This window comes from Olsenella sp. CU969, from assembly GCF_905219715.1.
In the GTDB taxonomy this organism is placed as follows: Bacteria; Actinomycetota; Coriobacteriia; order Coriobacteriales; family Atopobiaceae; genus Granulimonas; species Granulimonas faecalis.
This window is the reverse complement of the sequence record NZ_CAJMXC010000005.1, coordinates 27952-42978: the sequence shown is the minus strand read 5'-3', so window position 1 is coordinate 42978 and position 15027 is coordinate 27952. Positions and strand designations below refer to the sequence as shown.

Below are 15027 nucleotides of genomic sequence, written 5' to 3'. Positions count from 1 at the left end.
TTCAGACGTGGACTTATGGACCGACGTACCCGCACGATGCTACCCCTCGCGGGCCGCGGATTTATCCCTCGTTCAGGTGTTATCTTTGTCTCGTCAGGACGGGCCCCGGGCACGGGGCGGGAGAGGGGAGACGCCGTGGCACAGCCGCTGGTGGGCATCATCATGGGTTCCGAGTCGGACAGGCCGGTCATGGAGGCATGCTGCACGCAGCTCGACGAGTTGGGCGTGCCCTGGGAGCTCGTGGTGGCCAGCGCTCACCGCAACCCTGCCAAGGTCCACGAGTGGGCCTCCACCGCGGCGGACCGCGGCCTCAAGGTCATCGTCGCCGCCGCCGGCAAGGCGGCGCACCTCGGCGGCGTCGTGNCCGCCTTCACGCCCCTGCCCGTGGTGGGCGTGCCCATCCGCACGAGNGACCTCGGTGGCCTGGACTCGCTGCTCTCCATGGTGCAGATGCCCGGCGGCGTGCCCGTGGCCTGTGTGGCCATCAACGGTGCAAAGAACGCCGCCATTTTCGCCACCCAGATCCTGGGTGCTACCATGGGCGGGTACCGCGAGGCTGTAGAGGGTCTGAAGGCCTCCATGGCCGAGGGCTGACACCTCGCCCAACCATCAAACCATCATCTAGGGGGCACCCTGTGGACAAGAGTCAGCTGCTCGACCAGATCAAGGACGCCATGCGCGCCAAGGACAAGAACCGCCTCTCCATTCTGCGCCAGGTCAACCAGGCCATGAAGCAGATCGAGGTGGACGAGCGCCGCGACGTCNCCGAGGCCGACCTCACCGCCGCCGTCAAGAAGCTGCAGAAGGNCAGGAAGGAGGAAGAGGAGGCCATCGAGCNNGCNGGCGCCGCCGGCCACGAGNAGCGCCTCGCCATGCTCCGCGAGCAGGGCGAGGTCCTCAAGGGCCTGCTGCCCGCCCAGCTCGAGGGTGACGAGCTCCGGGCCCGCATCGACGCCATCATCGCCGGGGAGGGTCTCTCCACCAAGCGTGACATGGGCAAGGTCATGGGTGCGCTCACCCGCGAGACCCAGGGCAACTTCGACAAGCCGGCCGCGGCGGCCTACGCCGGGTCCAAGCTCTCCTAGGGAGGCGTCCGTGGCCAAGAAGCCCAGGAGAAAGTGGACTTTGCGGCGCAAGGTGCTCTTCTGCCTGCTGCTGGTGCTCGACGTCGTGCTCATCGNCGCCGCCCTGTGGTTCTGGTTCGACCGCATGGGCCAGGAGCAGACCGTGGCCGACCAGGTGACCCAGGCCCAGACCCACGTGGAGGCGGGTACCGCCGACACCCCGCCCAAGGTGGACTGGGCGGCCCTCAAGGCCGAGAACCCCGACGTCTGTGCCTGGGTGCAGATTCCGGGCACGCCGGTGAACTTCCCGGTGTACCAGGGAGAGACCAACGACACCTACCTGCGTACGGGCGCCGACGGCAACTACTCCCTGGGAGGGCTCATCTTCATCGACTCCCAGAACACGGGCCCGGACCTCACAGACAAGCAGACCATGGTCTACGGGCACCACATCAACAGCCAGGACCCGGCGAGCTCCATGTTCGCCTGGATCGACACCTACAACGACCAGCAGGTCTTTGACGAGCACCCCCTTGTGTGGTGGGTCACCGAGCAGCAGACGTGGCGCCTGACGCCGCTCTACTCCTACGTGCTGCCCGAGACCGACCACATGGAGGTGCCGCTGTCGTGGCCCACCGAGCAGGAGTTNCGCGACTACCTGCGCCATGACCTGTCCATCGCCGAGACGAGCCGGCCAGACGCCGACGCGGTCATCGACGCCACAGACCGTGTGCTCNCCCTTGTGACCTGCAACTACGACAAGTACGGCCGGGGCCGCACCCTCGTGGTGTGCGTGCCCCAGCAGACCGTGGACGAGGCGTCCCGGACACCCGCGGCCTAGGGGAGGCCGGGGTCGGGGGACCTCCGGACGAGGAGAGAGATGCATCCTGTCAACACCGTGCCGGCCGCAGACGGCGATACCCTGCACGAGGAGTGTGGGGTCTTCGGCGTCTGGGCCCCGGGCCTCGACGTGGCCCGCATGACGTACTTCGGCCTCAAGGCCCTCCAGCACCGCGGNCAGGAGTCCGCCGGCATCGCCGTGGGCAACGGCTCCACGGTGCTCGTGCGCAAGGACGAGGGCCTGGTGGACCAGGTCTTCACCNACGCCGACCTCAAGGCCATGCCNGGCAAGGTCGCCTGCGGCCACGTGCGCTACGGCACGAGCGGCGNTGGCNGCTGGGAGGGCGCGCAGCCGCACCTCTCCACCATCAACGACACCATCATCGCCCTGGCGCACAAAGGCACCCTGGTGAACACCGACGCCATGNGTCGGGAGNTCATCAACNTGGGCATCCCGTTCCGCACCCACACCGACTCCGAGGTGGCGGCCAAGCTCATCGGCTACTTCACCCAGGAGCCCCACCGCATCCGCGAGGGCATCGCCAGCACCATGGCCATGCTCGAGGGTGCCTACGCCATGGCCCTTGTGCGCGAGGACGCCATCTACGCCTTCCGAGACCCCGACGGCATCCGCCCCCTCGTGCTCGGCGAGCTGTCGTGCGGCAAGGGGTGGGTCGTGGCCAGCGAGACCTGCGCCCTCGACATCGTGGACGCCTCCTACGTGCGTGACGTCGAGCCCGGCGAGATCGTCAAGATCAGCGACGACGGCCTGGAGAGCCAGCAGGAGTATCGCTCCGCCACGGCGTCTCCGTGCATCTTCGAGCAGGTGTACTTTGCCCGCCCCGACTCCGTGATGGGCGGCGGCACGGTCTACTCGGCCCGCCGCCGCATGGGCGAGCGCCTGGCCCAGGAGGCACCAGCCGACGCCGACCTCGTGATCGGCGTGCCCGACTCCGGTCTGCCCCCCGCAGAGGGGTTCGCCCGGGCCAGCGGCCTGCCCTTCGGCGAGGGCCTCATCAAGAACCGCTACGTGGCGCGTACCTTCATCCAGCCCACCCAGGAGCTCCGCGAGATGGGTGTGCGTCTCAAGCTCAACGCCCTCAAGGACGTCGTGGCCGGTANGCGCCTNNTGCTTGTGGACGNCTCCATCGTGCGCGGCACCACCATGGCCCAGATCGNCCGCATGCTGCGCGACGCCGGCGCCGCCGAGGTGCACGTGCGCGTCAACTCGCCGGAGGTGCGCTGGCCCTGCTTCTACGGCATCGACACCGACACCCAGGACCAGCTCATCAGCGCCAACAAGTCGGTGGAAGAGATCCGCCGGTTCATCGGGGCCGATTNCCTGGCGTTCCTGTCGGTGGAGGGGCTGCTCGCCTCCGTGCCGCCTGCACCCGGCCACTGCTGTGCCTGCTTCACCGGCGACTACCCCGTGGCCATCCCGGAGGTCTTCTCCAGGGGCAGCTTCCTCGAGGGCTACGAGCCCACCAACCTCACGGACCCGTCGCCGACGGCCCTCATGAGCGTCCAGGAGGTGGCCGACGTCCTGGAGGTCTGCCGCGAGGAGTCCGAGAACGCCTGGGGTCACGAGGTCGTGGGCGCCTCCGGTCGCGGCGAGCGGGAGGACTGAGGAGGACCTCCCGTGGGGCTTCTGCGGGTGGCAGTGGGGCTCGAACCACCCGGAGAACGTCCTGCGGGTGGCAGTGGACTACCAGACCACCCGGAGAAGCTTCCGTGGGTACTTTTCCACCCGGAGAAGCTTCTGCGGGTGCCGATGAGCCCACCGATCACCCGTAGATCGTTCTGCGGGTGCCGATGCCGCCCTGGACCACCCACAGAACGTTTTGTGGGTGGCAGTGGGCCCCCAAACCACCCATAGAACGCCTTGCGGGTACTTTTCCACCCACAGATGCTTCTGCGGGTGCCGATGAGCCCCCGGATGACCCGTAGATCGTTCTGCGGGCGTCGGCCCGTCTCGCCATCCGTCCATGGCCCGCGGCGTCGCCCTGACCGTCACCGTCAGGATGCGGTCGGAAACCGGTCAGGGCCGTCCTGTACCGTGGGTCCCATGAGTACCGTGCTGTGCGACCTGGGTGCTTGGATCGTATACGCCTCTCGAGCCCCGTTCACCGTGATCCCGAAGGAAGAGGCGGCCCCTATCCTGCGTGACGCCGCGTGCGGCGCCCGACAGGCGGAGGGGCTCTGCCGGCTGCCGGCCTTCCAGGAGCTCCTCGACCTCGCCCACTGGCTGGCCGAGACGCCCCGGGACCGTCGGGTCGTACCGGACCTCCTCGTCACCGACGACCGATGCCGCCATGGGTCGGGCGCCTGCCGTCCCCATCTTTCTCCCAAGGGCATCGGGCCGTTCTCCCTGCTCCGCATGGAGGGCCCCTTCGCCGAGGCGGAAGAGCCGCTGTACGTGGTGCCGCCCGACCTCTACCTGCTCATGCNCGCCCGGGAGCTGGATGTGACCGCCTTGGCGATGGTGGCGACCACGCTGTGCTCGACCTATGTGCCGAGACCTGACCTGGGTGAGTGCCCGGGCAGACGCGAGCCCCTTGTGGGGAAGGCGGTCTTGGAGGGCTTCTCCGAGAACCTGCCTGCCCGGTGTCAGGGCGCCTCCACGTTGCGCCGCGCCCTTGCCATCACGGCGGAGGGGTCGCGGTCGCCCATGGAGACGGCACTGAGTGTGGGGCTCTCCGCACCGGGGCCCCTCGGCGGCTACGGTCTCCCGCTTCCCCGGCTCAACCACCGTGTCGACATCCCCCGGGAGCTCGGCAGGCTCATAGGGGGCCAACGGACGATGTACCTCGACCTCTGCTGGCCCGAGGCGGGGTGGGCGGTGGAGTACGACAGTGCGGCGCACCACAGCGAGGGGTGCGCTGTCGCCAAGGACCGTAGGCGCCGTGCCGTGGCCGACGCCCTGGGGATCTCCATCGTCCCTTGGGACAACCTCACGGTGGCGGACCCAGTATCNCTGGGCCTCGCCGTCGAGAGCCTCGCCGGCCACCTGGGCTGCCCGTTCTCCTGGGACCACTCCCTCTCGCAGGCGCGACGTGGGCTCCATGACCGGATCATGGGGCCCCACAGGTTCTGGTGAGGGGATAGGTGCGGGGCGGCCCGTCGGGGGTGCCGCCCGCAAAAGCTTCTGCGGGCGGCGGCAGGCCTCCGGATCACCCGTAGAACGTTCTGCGGGTGGGAACGGCGCCCCAGACCACCCGTAGAAGCTCTTGCGGGTACTTTTCCACCCGTAGAAGCTTCTGCGGGTGGCGGCGGGCCTCAAAATCGNCCGCAGAAGCTTTTGCGGGTGGTGCCGTCCTCGATGGGACGGNNTGCCGTCTCGCGGGGAGGAGTCCCCCAATGGGATAAGGTTGGGAGAGCAGAGAGAGACGGGAGAGACATGAGCGAGCACATGAGCTATGCCGACGCCGGCGTGGATGTGGACGAGGGCGCCCGCGCCGTGGACGCCATCAAGGGGGCCGCGGCCTCCACGGACCGCCCCGGCGTCATGGAGGGGCTGGGCGGCTTCGGCTGCCTGTTCGACGCGGCGCCGTTCAAGGCCATGGAGCACCCGGTGCTCGTGAGCGGCACCGACGGCGTGGGAACCAAGCTGGCCCTAGCCCAGCGCCTGGGCCGCAACGACACCGTGGGCGAGGACCTCGTGGCCATGTGCGCCGACGACGTGGTGGTCACCGGCGCCGAGCCGCTGTTCTTCTTGGACTACGTGGCCGTGGGAAAGCTCCGTGCCGATGAGATGGCCCAGGTGGTGGGAGGTATCGCCGCGGGGTGCCGCAAGGCCGGCTGTGCCCTCATCGGCGGCGAGATGGCCGAGCACCCCGGCGTCATGGCCGCGGACGACTACGACCTTGCCGGCTTCTGCGTGGGCGTGGTGGACAAGCCCGCCATGCTGGGCAAGGACAACGTGCGCGAGGGCGACGTCATCCTCGGCCTGGCCTCGAGCGGCATCCACNCCAACGGCTACTCCCTCNTGCGCGCGGCGGTGACCGACCGCATGGATGACGCTGGCCTGTTGGAGCCCCGCGCCGAGCTGGGNGGCGANTCGCTGGCGGACGCCCTGCTGGCGCCCACCGCCATCTACTCCGGCGCCGTGGTGCGGGCCCTCGCGGCGGGCNCCCCCGTGCACGCCCTGGCCCACATCACGGGCGGCGGCATCACCGAGAACCTCGACCGCGCCATGCCGGCCCACCTCGACGCCCTGGTGGAGCGCGGCGCCGACGGCTCGGTGGCCTGGGACGTGCCGCCGGTTATCGGCTACGTGAGCCGCGCCGCCGGCCTCACGGCAGACGAGGCCTTCAAGACCTTCAACATGGGCGTGGGCATGGCCGTGGTCTGCGCGCCCAAGGACGCCGAGAGGGTCTCCGCGGCCTTCGCCGAGCAGGGCTTCCCGACGTTCGCCGTGGGCACCGTGGTGCCCGGCGAGGGCAGGGTGCGCTACACGGCGTAGGAGGCACCTCAAGAGATCGGCCGATCAACGAGAGGCGGGGTCTGGGCATGCGACCTGGCCCCGCTTTTCTGTGGCATTTCTGAGGCACAACCGTGGCCTGCTTGCGTATCGACGGCCGCNGAACCTCCCTTAATCTCGCTTTCAAGTTAAGTGACGGGAGGGAGTGGCCATGGGTCAGGTTCGCACGGTTGCCGCGGTGACGACGAGGACGCCGTGGATATACGTCCTCCCCGCCCTGGTGGCGCTCTTTCTCCTCCTTCCCTCCCTCTACCCCGAGGCGTCGACCGGTGGTGCCGACATCCTCGAGCGATACGGCGCGGAGAACTACATGGAGACGTCGCGCCGTCTCCAGCAGTGGAGGGACGACGGTGTGGACGGCGAGCTCGTGGCGCTGGAGGAGCAGGNCCTCGAGGCCCTCGGCCGCGCCCGGGAGGCGANCGACGACAAGGCGTTCTTCCAGGCGGCGGCGGACTACGAGAACGTCACGCTGGCCCTTGTCGAGCGCGGCGTGTGGGAGGACGACGAGCTCTTCATGAGGGCGAACTCCCTCAACGTCGTAAGGATCGCGGGGCTGGCGGAGCCGGTGGTCTACACCGCGGTGGGCGAGCTTCCGGCCCTCCCGTACCTGGCGTTCGTCTACGAGCAGGTGCCGTGGCTCCTGTGGGTGGGAACCCCGTGCCTGGTCGCCGTTGCCGGTGTGCTCTCCCGGACCAACGGGAGGCTCTTGGCCCTGGGCCCCTGCCAGGTCGTCGGATCGCTCGGGTCCGGGCTGTTCTCCGGGCTGCTCTCGTGGGCCATGGTCATGGGGGCCTTCGTCCTCGCCGCCCTCNTCGTTGCCGCGCGAGGCGGGTGGGGCGACCCTGCCTATCCCGCGGTGTTCGTGCAGGGAGACCGGCTCGAGACGCTGGGGTGCGCCGACGTCCTCCTTCGGGCGTCAGTGGTAATCCTCGCGCTGTCCCTGTTCGTCGGGATGCTTGTGGAGGCCGCCTTCTCCCCGGTGGGCGACGGGCGTGTCCCCGCGGCCGTGGTGGCGGTCTTTGCCCTGCTCCCTATGGTGGTCGGGCATGACGGCGCCCCATGGGCACCGTGGTCCTACGTCCATGTGGCCCAGACCGCCGGTGTGTGCGCCTACTTCAACGGCGGGTCCCTTTCGGAGACGCCGCAAGCCTTCCCCTTGGCATTGACCGTCCTGTTCGGATGGGTGACCGGTCTGTCGGTCCTCGCGCTTGTCGGCAACGCCCTACGGCGAACGAACCGTCTTTAGGAGGTCCCATGTATCGCGTGGAAGGCCTGTCCATCTCCCGCAAGGGGCGCCCGATCTTCAGGGGCGCGTCGTGCACGGTGCGTTCTGGCGAGGTCCTGGGACTTGTCGCCCCCAATGGCATGGGCAAGACCACGTTGCTGCGCTTTCTGGCAGGGGCGTGGGCCCTCGGGTCGGCCTCGGCGGTGACGCTGGGCAACGACCGGGTGAGAGACCCCAAATCCCTCGGCCGGCACGTCTTCTATGTCTCGGGCGACAGGAGCCCGCTGTATCCCGGCCTGTCCCCGCGCCAGCACCTTCAGGCCGTGGGCCGCATCTGNGGAGTGCCCGTCGATGTGGGCGGTTGGGTCGAGCGGTGCGGAATGGGCNGTTATGCGGATGTCCCGGTGCGTCGCCTCTCGAGGGGGATGGCCCAGCAGGCACTCCTCGCCGTTGCGTTTGCCGCGGGTCCCCGGTACCTCCTGCTCGACGAGCCCTTCAACGGCCTCGACCCGACGGCCGTGGGACGGAACGATGGGATCGTGCGGGAGCTGNTGGAGAGGGGGGCCGGCGCCCTGGTCTCGTCCCACCTCCNCCCGCAGCTCGGCAGGTTGGCCGACAGGCTGGCCTATATCGATGGGGGAGCCATCCGTATCGACGGCCGGGTGGGGACGCTCGCGGGTGCGGAGGAGCTGTACCGGCGCGTATACGGGNAGGTGAGGGACGGGTAGCGCCGGTGCCGTCACCGTGGCGGACGCCTTCAGGCGCGGTTCATATCGGGTTTACCGATATAAATACTTTCATGTAAACTGAACCAACACCGNTCGATCCTGGCACTGGCCGGCGAGTGGCCGGTGCCTCCCGGCACGAGGGAAGCCATGGCCACGGTCTGCGTAGTCGACGACAATCCGGAGCTGCTCGACCTTGTCGGCGCGTTTCTCGCCAACGACGGNTTCGACGCCCGACTCTTCCCTACGGGGGAGGACTTCCTCGCGGCCCTTGCGGATACCGCCCCCGANCTCGTNGTGCTCGACCTCATGCTCCCGNGCCTGGACGGTTTCGAGGTGCTGCGCCAGGTGCGCGGACGGTCCAGCGTCCCCGTGGNAATCCTGACCGCCCGCGGGGACGACGGGGACTACNGTCGCNGCCTGGCCCTCGGCGCCGACGACTACGTGGCCAAGCCCTTCAAGCCCCATCTCCTCATGGCGAGGATCAAGGCCCTGCTCCGGCGGGTCGACTACGACCNCCCGGAATCCGCTGTCGGGCAACCGGTGTCCCTTGGGAACGTGNGGTTCGACCCCGCCCGAAACCGGTTCATGGTGGAGGGCAGGCCCCTCGGGCTGACCGCCCAGGAGCGCCGTCTTCTGGGCTTCTTCCTCGAGCATNCCGGGGAGGCCCTGTCGAGGGACCGTCTCTTGGAGGCGGTCTGGGGCTTCGAGGAGGGCCGGGTCACCCAGACGCGGGCTGTCGACGAGGCCAACCGACGACTGCGAAAGAAGCTGCTCGCCGCGGGGGCCACGGCCTACAACCGTACGGTGCGGGGCGTCGGCTACGAGTTCTCGGACGGCCGGNGACCGCCGTGGGACCCTCGGATAACGGCTGTCGGCCGGCCCGCGGCCTGATATTGTTCGCCGCCGTCGCACTCGCGTGCGTCATGGTCTTCCCGGCCGTATATGTGGCGTTGGAGCACGGCTCCGTCGAGGCCCAGGCCCGGGAGGCGTTGCTGACGGCGGTCGCGGGGTCGGAGCCTNCCGACCCCGGGCTGCCGCCGGTCGTACGGGTCGACCTCACGGTGCCCGGAATGGGGGACGCGGAGACGTACGGCTACTATCCGGCGCTGACCTCCCATATCAAAGATGCCGGTATCGCCCCGAGCGACGGGGTGCGGCGGTTCGAGAGCGACGGGAGGACCCTCCTCTACGTCGCCGAGGGGACGCTCAACCCGCAGGCTGCGGACCATAGGGTGTCCAGCGCCCTGGTCGTGGACGTGACGCCCCAGCTCTCGCTCGTCGGTNANNNGGCGGCCGCCCTGTTTGCCCTGTCGTTCGTGGCCGCCGGGTGCATCGCTGTGCTCGGGTGCCGCCTGGCGAGGTCGGGCAGGGACCACGAGCGGCGCCTCAACGAGTTCTTTGCCAACGCGTCCCACGAGCTCAAGACCCCGATAGCCGTGATAGACGGCTATCGGGAGGCCATGGCGGCCGGAGTGGTGGACCCTCGCGACGGCCTTCCCGTGGTGGAGAGGGCCACCGACTCGATGAGGCGGCAGGTGGAGGACATCCTCGCCCTCTCGAGGGCCGACGCCGGCGCTCTGAGGCCGGTGATGGAGCCGGTGGATGCCCGGGAGCTCGTTTGCGACGTGTTGGAGGACCTCGACATGGTCGCCGACGGGGAGGGCGTCTCCGTCTCCCTCGACGACCCCGGAACGCTCAGGGGCGAGACCGACGAGCGCATGTTGGCGGCCATGGTCACGAACCTTGTGACCAATGCCATACGCCATGCGTCCGCGCGCGTCCGGGTCTCCATGACGGCGGAGGACGGTGCCCTCCGGGTCGTGGTGGCAAACGACGGCGAGACCCTTTCTCCCGAATCGGCGGTCCGGGCCTTCGACCGCTTCTATCGCGGTGAGGGAGGGTCCTGCGGCCTCNGGCTTTCCNTGGTGGCTGCCTATGCGACGGCNCTGGGGGGCGAGGTCTCGCTCGGTGTGGAGGAGGGTCTGACCGTTGCAAGGTTGACCATAGCTTTCAATGGGTGCTAAAAATAGTAAAAGCGTTCGAGACAAGGGGCGTGATGTCATGAAGTCTGCCGCTGTGGTTCGCTCCATGGTCCCCGGCCTTTGCGTGGCCGTTGTCGGCGCCGTCTGTATGGGGTGGTACGGCCAGGGTGTTTTCGACCACCTCACGCTCACGACCGGCGACATCCTCTGGCGCGGCGTCGTTTCCTTCTTGGGCAACCTGCTGTGGGTGGGCCTGGGGATGGCGGCGGCTCAGCTGGTCCCGCGGCCCCAGGAGCGGAAGGGCGCCTTGGGTGTCGTTCTCATCGTGGTCGCCGCCGCCCTGCATGCGGCCTGTGGGGCGTTTCGCGTGTGGGCTGAGTTCGAGCCGGCAATCGGCGGCGTGTATACGGCCCTCGTCATGGGGCGTCCCGGGGCGCTGCTCTTCCTGCTCGACGGCGCGCTGCTGGGTTATGGCATCAAACTGGCGCGCAGGAGCGGCTAGGCAACAAGGCAGTCGGCTCTACCACGAGATATCGATTTCCTTCAGCGACGGGTCGANCAGCCTGGCATAGGCCACCTGTACCTGGTCGAAGAGGTACTCCATGGCATAGGTGGCATAGAGCACGTGTTTCGGCGACTGTCGGATGACGGGTGGCTTNATGGCGAGCACTTGGTCGTAAAGGTCGAACAGCGAGTCATCGGCCGAGGCCGTGGCGAATATCTTCTTTGCCCCAGACGCCTCGATCTGCTCTCGTTGTGCGTGGGCGAACGACCCCGAGGCGGAGACCACCAACAAGAGGTCGTGGTCGGTAAGGTTTCGTACCGTGTGGGTGGCGGGGGCTGACTCCGTGACCATCTGCACCAAGCGCTTGAGCATGGCCATTGACCGTTNAAAATTGATGANCNACGCCGAAGAGGAGTCCGAGGTAAGAAGTACCATGTGTCCAGATTCATGCAGGTCGGAACAGAGCCTTTGAACAACGGCGGGCGTCATCAGCCGGTCGATGTCACNGAACACCCGGGACAGGTCTTCGCGCAAGTGCANCTTCACGTCGCTGTAGAGCAGGCTGTAGGACAGGTAATACTGACGGAACATCGCCCACTCACTGGCGGCGACGCGCACTTCGGAAAAGTTGCCGAACCCGATAGACTGGCAAAAACGGCGCACGCCNGACCTCGACACAAAGGCGGTTNCCATCAAATCATTTACTGTAAGGGTGTCGAGCCTGTCAAAGTTCTCCAACAGGAACTTGGCCATAAGGTGCGATGTCTCGTCACACTCGTTGTCGTTGTAGACCGAGAACAGCGAGGGCAATAGGTTGAGCATACCTTCGCGCATCTTTTTCCTCCGTCCCATCCCAGCCCACGGGGTGTGACTGCAATGCTAGGATGCCGAGTCATCGACGGGTGCCCCCGCTCGGCTCAACGATGGTCCAGAATTTGAACCATAACCGGCGGCGGTGGCGATAAAGGTAGTTAAGAGGGGGCGTCATGGGTTCTGACGTGCGCCTGGTGGTCTCGGATATAGATGATACTTTGATTCCTCGCGGCACATCGAGGCTGCCGGAGAGAACGGCTAAGGCCATCGGCCGTTTTGTGGCGTCTGGGCGTTTCTTTGCTCCTGTCACGGGACGTATCANGGACGATGCCGTGCNAATGTTTACAGNGTGTCCGGTTGGGTGTGCGACGGGGGCCTTTGTCAACGGCCAGATGATCTACGTGGACGGCAGGCTCGCACACCAAGAGTCGGTGTCGTCCNAGAGGCTGGAGGCCGTTGCGGCGTTTCTCGACCGACACACCCCGGCTGCCAACCTCCTCCTTTATCAGGGCAGCGACATCGTGGCCCTTACGGGACGGCCTTCGCGCCTTGAGGGGTACGACACTGCGGAGAACCGACGCCGGTCGGGATGTGTGGCCCATATCGGCTCCGTCACTCCGGAAAAGGCGAACATCCAATGCTCCTGCCGCCCGGAGGAGGTGCCGCATCTTGTGGCGCGCCTCTCGGAGAGGTTCGAGGATGTCGATTTTGTTCAGCCTGGGGCGGTCTCGGAGATAGATGTAATTCCTAAAGGATGGAGCAAGGCCAAGGGCGTCCAGGTTTTGGCGGATCGGTTGGGAGTTGCTCTTTCCGAGGTCGTGGCGGTGGGTGATTCCGACAACGACATTGCAATGCTTGCGTACGTCCCTGCCTCCTATGCCGTCTCCTCGGGGACGCTTGCCGCCCGGCGAACGGCGGCCCATTGTTTGCCTTCCGTGGGCGAAGAGCCGGTGGCGATGGTGCTTGAAGCCGTTCTAGCTGGGAAAATGCTCTCATTTTGAGTGATGTATCAATTAGCGAGAAATTAGTCAACATCTTGCGTGGTTCATATAACTGCCCATAGGTCCTCAGTGAATTATGTGCACTGTTATGAATCATATAATTTGTTAATAACGTAATGCATCCTGCACAAACATCGCATGAACAACATGCCTATATATAAAAATTATAAGAAAATACCCACTGTTCATCTTTTGGCTCACAAAAAGTCTAGAAGGTGAGCGGTTCTGGCTGTTCCATAGAGCCATCAATCGATTTGGTCCTCATTCAGGAATGGAGCCGCCATGGATGACCGAGAACTGTTCAGCCCCGACCTGGTCTTCTTCGACCTGGAGGCCTCTGACCGCCAAGAGCTCTTTGAGGAACTGGCCGACCGCCTGATCGAGAAGGACCTTATCGAGGACAGCTGGCTCAAGGCTATCCAGGAACGAGAGCGCGACTACCCCACGGGTCTCTCGTTCCCCAGCATCCAGGTCGCTATTCCCCACGTGGACCCCCAGTACATCAGGCAACCCTACATCGCTGTGATCAAGCCGACAACGTCGGTGGTTTTCGAGGCAATGGCGGGCTTGGGCGACGATGTCCCCGCCCGACTCATCGTGAACTTGGGTGTCATGCGCGACGGCGGCCAGGTGGAGGTGCTTCAGAAGCTCATGAACATATTTATGAGCGAGGACTATGCGGCCGAGGTCGAGGCTGCAAAAGACCCCCAGGCCATGGTGGATGCCTTCACTCGCCTGTTCGAAGAGGTCTCTGCAGAGTAAATCGTCTATGCAAGACGACTGCGCAAGGGCGCAGCGCAATCAAGGGGCCATGCCCCCAAGAAAGGAGCAGTCATGAAGCGTATCATCGTCGCCTGTGGGTCTGGAGTGGCCACTTCCCAGGCAGTTGCCTCCAAGGTGGAGCGCATCTTGAAGCAGCGTGGTGTCGAGGCGGACGTCGAGGCTGTGGACATCAAGTCTCTGGACCATTACATCAAGGACGCCGACGCCTACATCTCCATCGTCAAAAGTGATGACGACTACGATATCCCTACGTTCAATGGCGTCGCATTTTTGACCGGCATGGGTGCCGACGCCGAGGCCGACCGCTTGGTCGAGCTGCTTGAGTCCTAAGCCCCATGAGCAAGAAGAAGTCCCACGAAGCGCTCGTCATCGACCAGCGGCCGCTAGGCCTTCCCCGCGCCGTCTGGATTGTTTTGACCGTAATGGACCTTTTCCTCTTCGTAGTGGGGGCCCTGGCCAGCAGGCTCGACCTTTCCCTAGGGGCCTTGGTTCTCATCCTCATTATCGAGCACTACGNCCACGACCTTTTAGTGGGTCCCTACGAGCGACGTCAAGAGCGCGTTCGGCAGCANTANGGCATCAAGGGACGGCTGACTCCGGCCCAGAGCCGGGAGGTGTTCAAGGAGTACCGCCGTGAGCGCAAGGAGCGTTGCGCGCAGAGGCGAGCGGTCAAGTCACAGGCAAAAACGATGTCCGTCTCAAGGGACGGGGTCGAGTAGAGGTCCTTTCGCAAGGGGCCCAAGAGAGAGGTGGTTTGAATGGACTGGAAAGAGATCGCGGCCGTCAAAGAGGTCAAGGAGCTCACGTACCTCATGTGGGACAAGGGTTGGGATGAGGCCAACGGCGGCAATATCTCCTATATCCTCACCGACGAGGAGGAGGCGGCCCTTGGCNACACGCCTGGTTCTGGACGCCAAGTGGAACTTGCCGACATCCCCGCCGCTATGAGGGGCCGGTTTGTGCTCACTACCGCCACTGGCTCCTACTTCCGCGAGGTGCGCGACGACGTNGATTNGCTCCTCGGCNTCATCTACCTGCCCAAGGACGGGGATTATTACGAGATCGCCTACGGTCTCGAGGGCAATAGGCCCAGCTCCGAGTTCCCCAGCCACCTGGCGGCTCAGGCGGTGCGTCTTGCTGCCGATCCCGAGCAGCGTGTCGTCATGCACAACCACGCCTCCAACGTGCTCGCGATGACCCATGTTGGGCCCACAAACGCCCGTGACTTCACCCGCGCTCTCTGGCGCATCATCACCGAGGCCATGTGCCTGTTCCCCGACGGTGTGGGCTTTGTGCCGTGGTGTGTCTGCGGTGGCCAGGAGATCGCTGACAAGACCAACGAGCAGATGAAGGACTGCCGCATCGTGATTTGGCAGTACCACGGCGTCTTTACGGCCGGTCGTTCGCTTCACGATGCCTTCGGCCTGTTGGAGACCGTGGAGAAGTGCTGTGCCGCTTGGATGGCCGCCGAGNCCTNCGGCCATCGTAACCCGGGCATCTCCGATGAGCAGCTCAAGGATCTTTGTCGTGCCTTTGGGCTCACCCCGCATCCCGGCTACCTGGACTAGCGGTCCTCGCACCTGCGCAAAGCGGGGCTTGCCCGGCA

14 protein-coding genes are annotated in these 15027 nt (G+C 66.0%); 13 read left to right on the top strand and 1 reads right to left on the bottom strand.

Going from position 1 to position 15027, the window contains the following annotated elements; all coding sequences use genetic code 11:
- The first annotated feature begins 162 nt into the window (after window positions 1-162).
- The 9 genes from purE to JX283_RS01210 all read left to right on the top strand — a co-directional run bounded on the left by purE (window position 163) and on the right by JX283_RS01210 (window position 10821).
- Window positions 163-594: a 5-(carboxyamino)imidazole ribonucleotide mutase gene (gene purE, locus JX283_RS01250; protein ID WP_204828991.1), complete on the top strand. Its 432-nt coding sequence runs from the start codon at window positions 163-165 to the stop codon at window positions 592-594.
- A gap of 41 nt (window positions 595-635) precedes the next feature.
- On the top strand, window positions 636-1085 hold the full coding sequence (locus tag JX283_RS01245) for a GatB/YqeY domain-containing protein (RefSeq protein ID WP_204828975.1): 450 nt from the start codon (window positions 636-638) through the stop codon (window positions 1083-1085).
- Between the two features lie 10 nt (window positions 1086-1095).
- On the top strand, window positions 1096-1905 hold the full coding sequence (locus JX283_RS01240; protein WP_204828974.1) for a class B sortase: 810 nt from the start codon (window positions 1096-1098) through the stop codon (window positions 1903-1905).
- Between the two features lie 39 nt (window positions 1906-1944).
- Entirely contained in the window at window positions 1945-3531 is a 1587-nt protein-coding gene (gene purF / locus JX283_RS01235) for an amidophosphoribosyltransferase (RefSeq protein WP_204828973.1), read from the top strand.
- A 1770-nt stretch (window positions 3532-5301) separates the two neighbouring features.
- Complete coding sequence (gene purM, locus JX283_RS01230) at window positions 5302-6366, top strand: phosphoribosylformylglycinamidine cyclo-ligase (protein WP_204828972.1); 1065 nt, start codon at window positions 5302-5304, stop codon at window positions 6364-6366.
- A gap of 1272 nt (window positions 6367-7638) precedes the next feature.
- Window positions 7639-8337 (top strand): ATP-binding cassette domain-containing protein, encoded by a 699-nt coding sequence (locus JX283_RS01225; protein WP_204828971.1) that lies wholly within the window; start codon window positions 7639-7641, stop codon window positions 8335-8337.
- 147 nt (window positions 8338-8484) lie between these two features.
- Window positions 8485-9228, top strand: coding sequence for a response regulator transcription factor (locus JX283_RS01220; RefSeq protein ID WP_204828970.1), 744 nt, complete (start codon window positions 8485-8487; stop codon window positions 9226-9228).
- Between the two features lie 2 nt (window positions 9229-9230).
- Window positions 9231-10361 (top strand): HAMP domain-containing sensor histidine kinase, encoded by a 1131-nt coding sequence (locus JX283_RS01215; protein WP_204828969.1) that lies wholly within the window; start codon window positions 9231-9233, stop codon window positions 10359-10361.
- 37 nt (window positions 10362-10398) lie between these two features.
- Window positions 10399-10821 (top strand): hypothetical protein, encoded by a 423-nt coding sequence (locus tag JX283_RS01210; protein ID WP_204828968.1) that lies wholly within the window; start codon window positions 10399-10401, stop codon window positions 10819-10821.
- 18 nt (window positions 10822-10839) lie between these two features.
- Here the strand turns inward: JX283_RS01210 and JX283_RS01205 are convergent, their stop codons facing one another.
- Window positions 10840-11658: a MurR/RpiR family transcriptional regulator gene (locus JX283_RS01205; RefSeq protein WP_204828967.1), complete on the bottom strand. Its 819-nt coding sequence runs from the start codon at window positions 11656-11658 to the stop codon at window positions 10840-10842.
- Window positions 11659-11810: 152 nt separating this feature from the next.
- Here JX283_RS01205 and JX283_RS01200 point away from each other — a divergent pair, with 152 nt between their 5' ends.
- The 4 genes from JX283_RS01200 to rhaD all read left to right on the top strand — a co-directional run bounded on the left by JX283_RS01200 (window position 11811) and on the right by rhaD (window position 14989).
- Window positions 11811-12638 carry an HAD family hydrolase gene (locus JX283_RS01200; protein WP_204828966.1) on the top strand — a complete coding sequence of 276 codons (828 nt, stop codon included), beginning with the start codon at window positions 11811-11813 and terminating at the stop codon, window positions 12636-12638.
- A 282-nt stretch (window positions 12639-12920) separates the two neighbouring features.
- Window positions 12921-13400 carry a PTS sugar transporter subunit IIA gene (locus JX283_RS01195; protein WP_204406340.1) on the top strand — a complete coding sequence of 160 codons (480 nt, stop codon included), beginning with the start codon at window positions 12921-12923 and terminating at the stop codon, window positions 13398-13400.
- A gap of 72 nt (window positions 13401-13472) precedes the next feature.
- Window positions 13473-13751: a PTS sugar transporter subunit IIB gene (locus tag JX283_RS01190; RefSeq protein WP_204406339.1), complete on the top strand. Its 279-nt coding sequence runs from the start codon at window positions 13473-13475 to the stop codon at window positions 13749-13751.
- Window positions 13752-14179: 428 nt separating this feature from the next.
- Window positions 14180-14989, top strand: coding sequence for a rhamnulose-1-phosphate aldolase (gene rhaD / locus JX283_RS01185; protein WP_204828965.1), 810 nt, complete (start codon window positions 14180-14182; stop codon window positions 14987-14989).
- Window positions 14990-15027: the final 38 nt, after the last annotated feature.

Coding starts and splice junctions, on each gene's coding strand:
- JX283_RS01190 (WP_204406339.1), top strand. CDS start 13,473: ATGAAGCGTATCATCGTCGCCTGTGGGTCTGGAGTGGCCACTTCCCAG.
- JX283_RS01195 (WP_204406340.1), top strand. CDS start 12,921: ATGGATGACCGAGAACTGTTCAGCCCCGACCTGGTCTTCTTCGACCTG.
- JX283_RS01210 (WP_204828968.1), top strand. CDS start 10,399: ATGAAGTCTGCCGCTGTGGTTCGCTCCATGGTCCCCGGCCTTTGCGTG.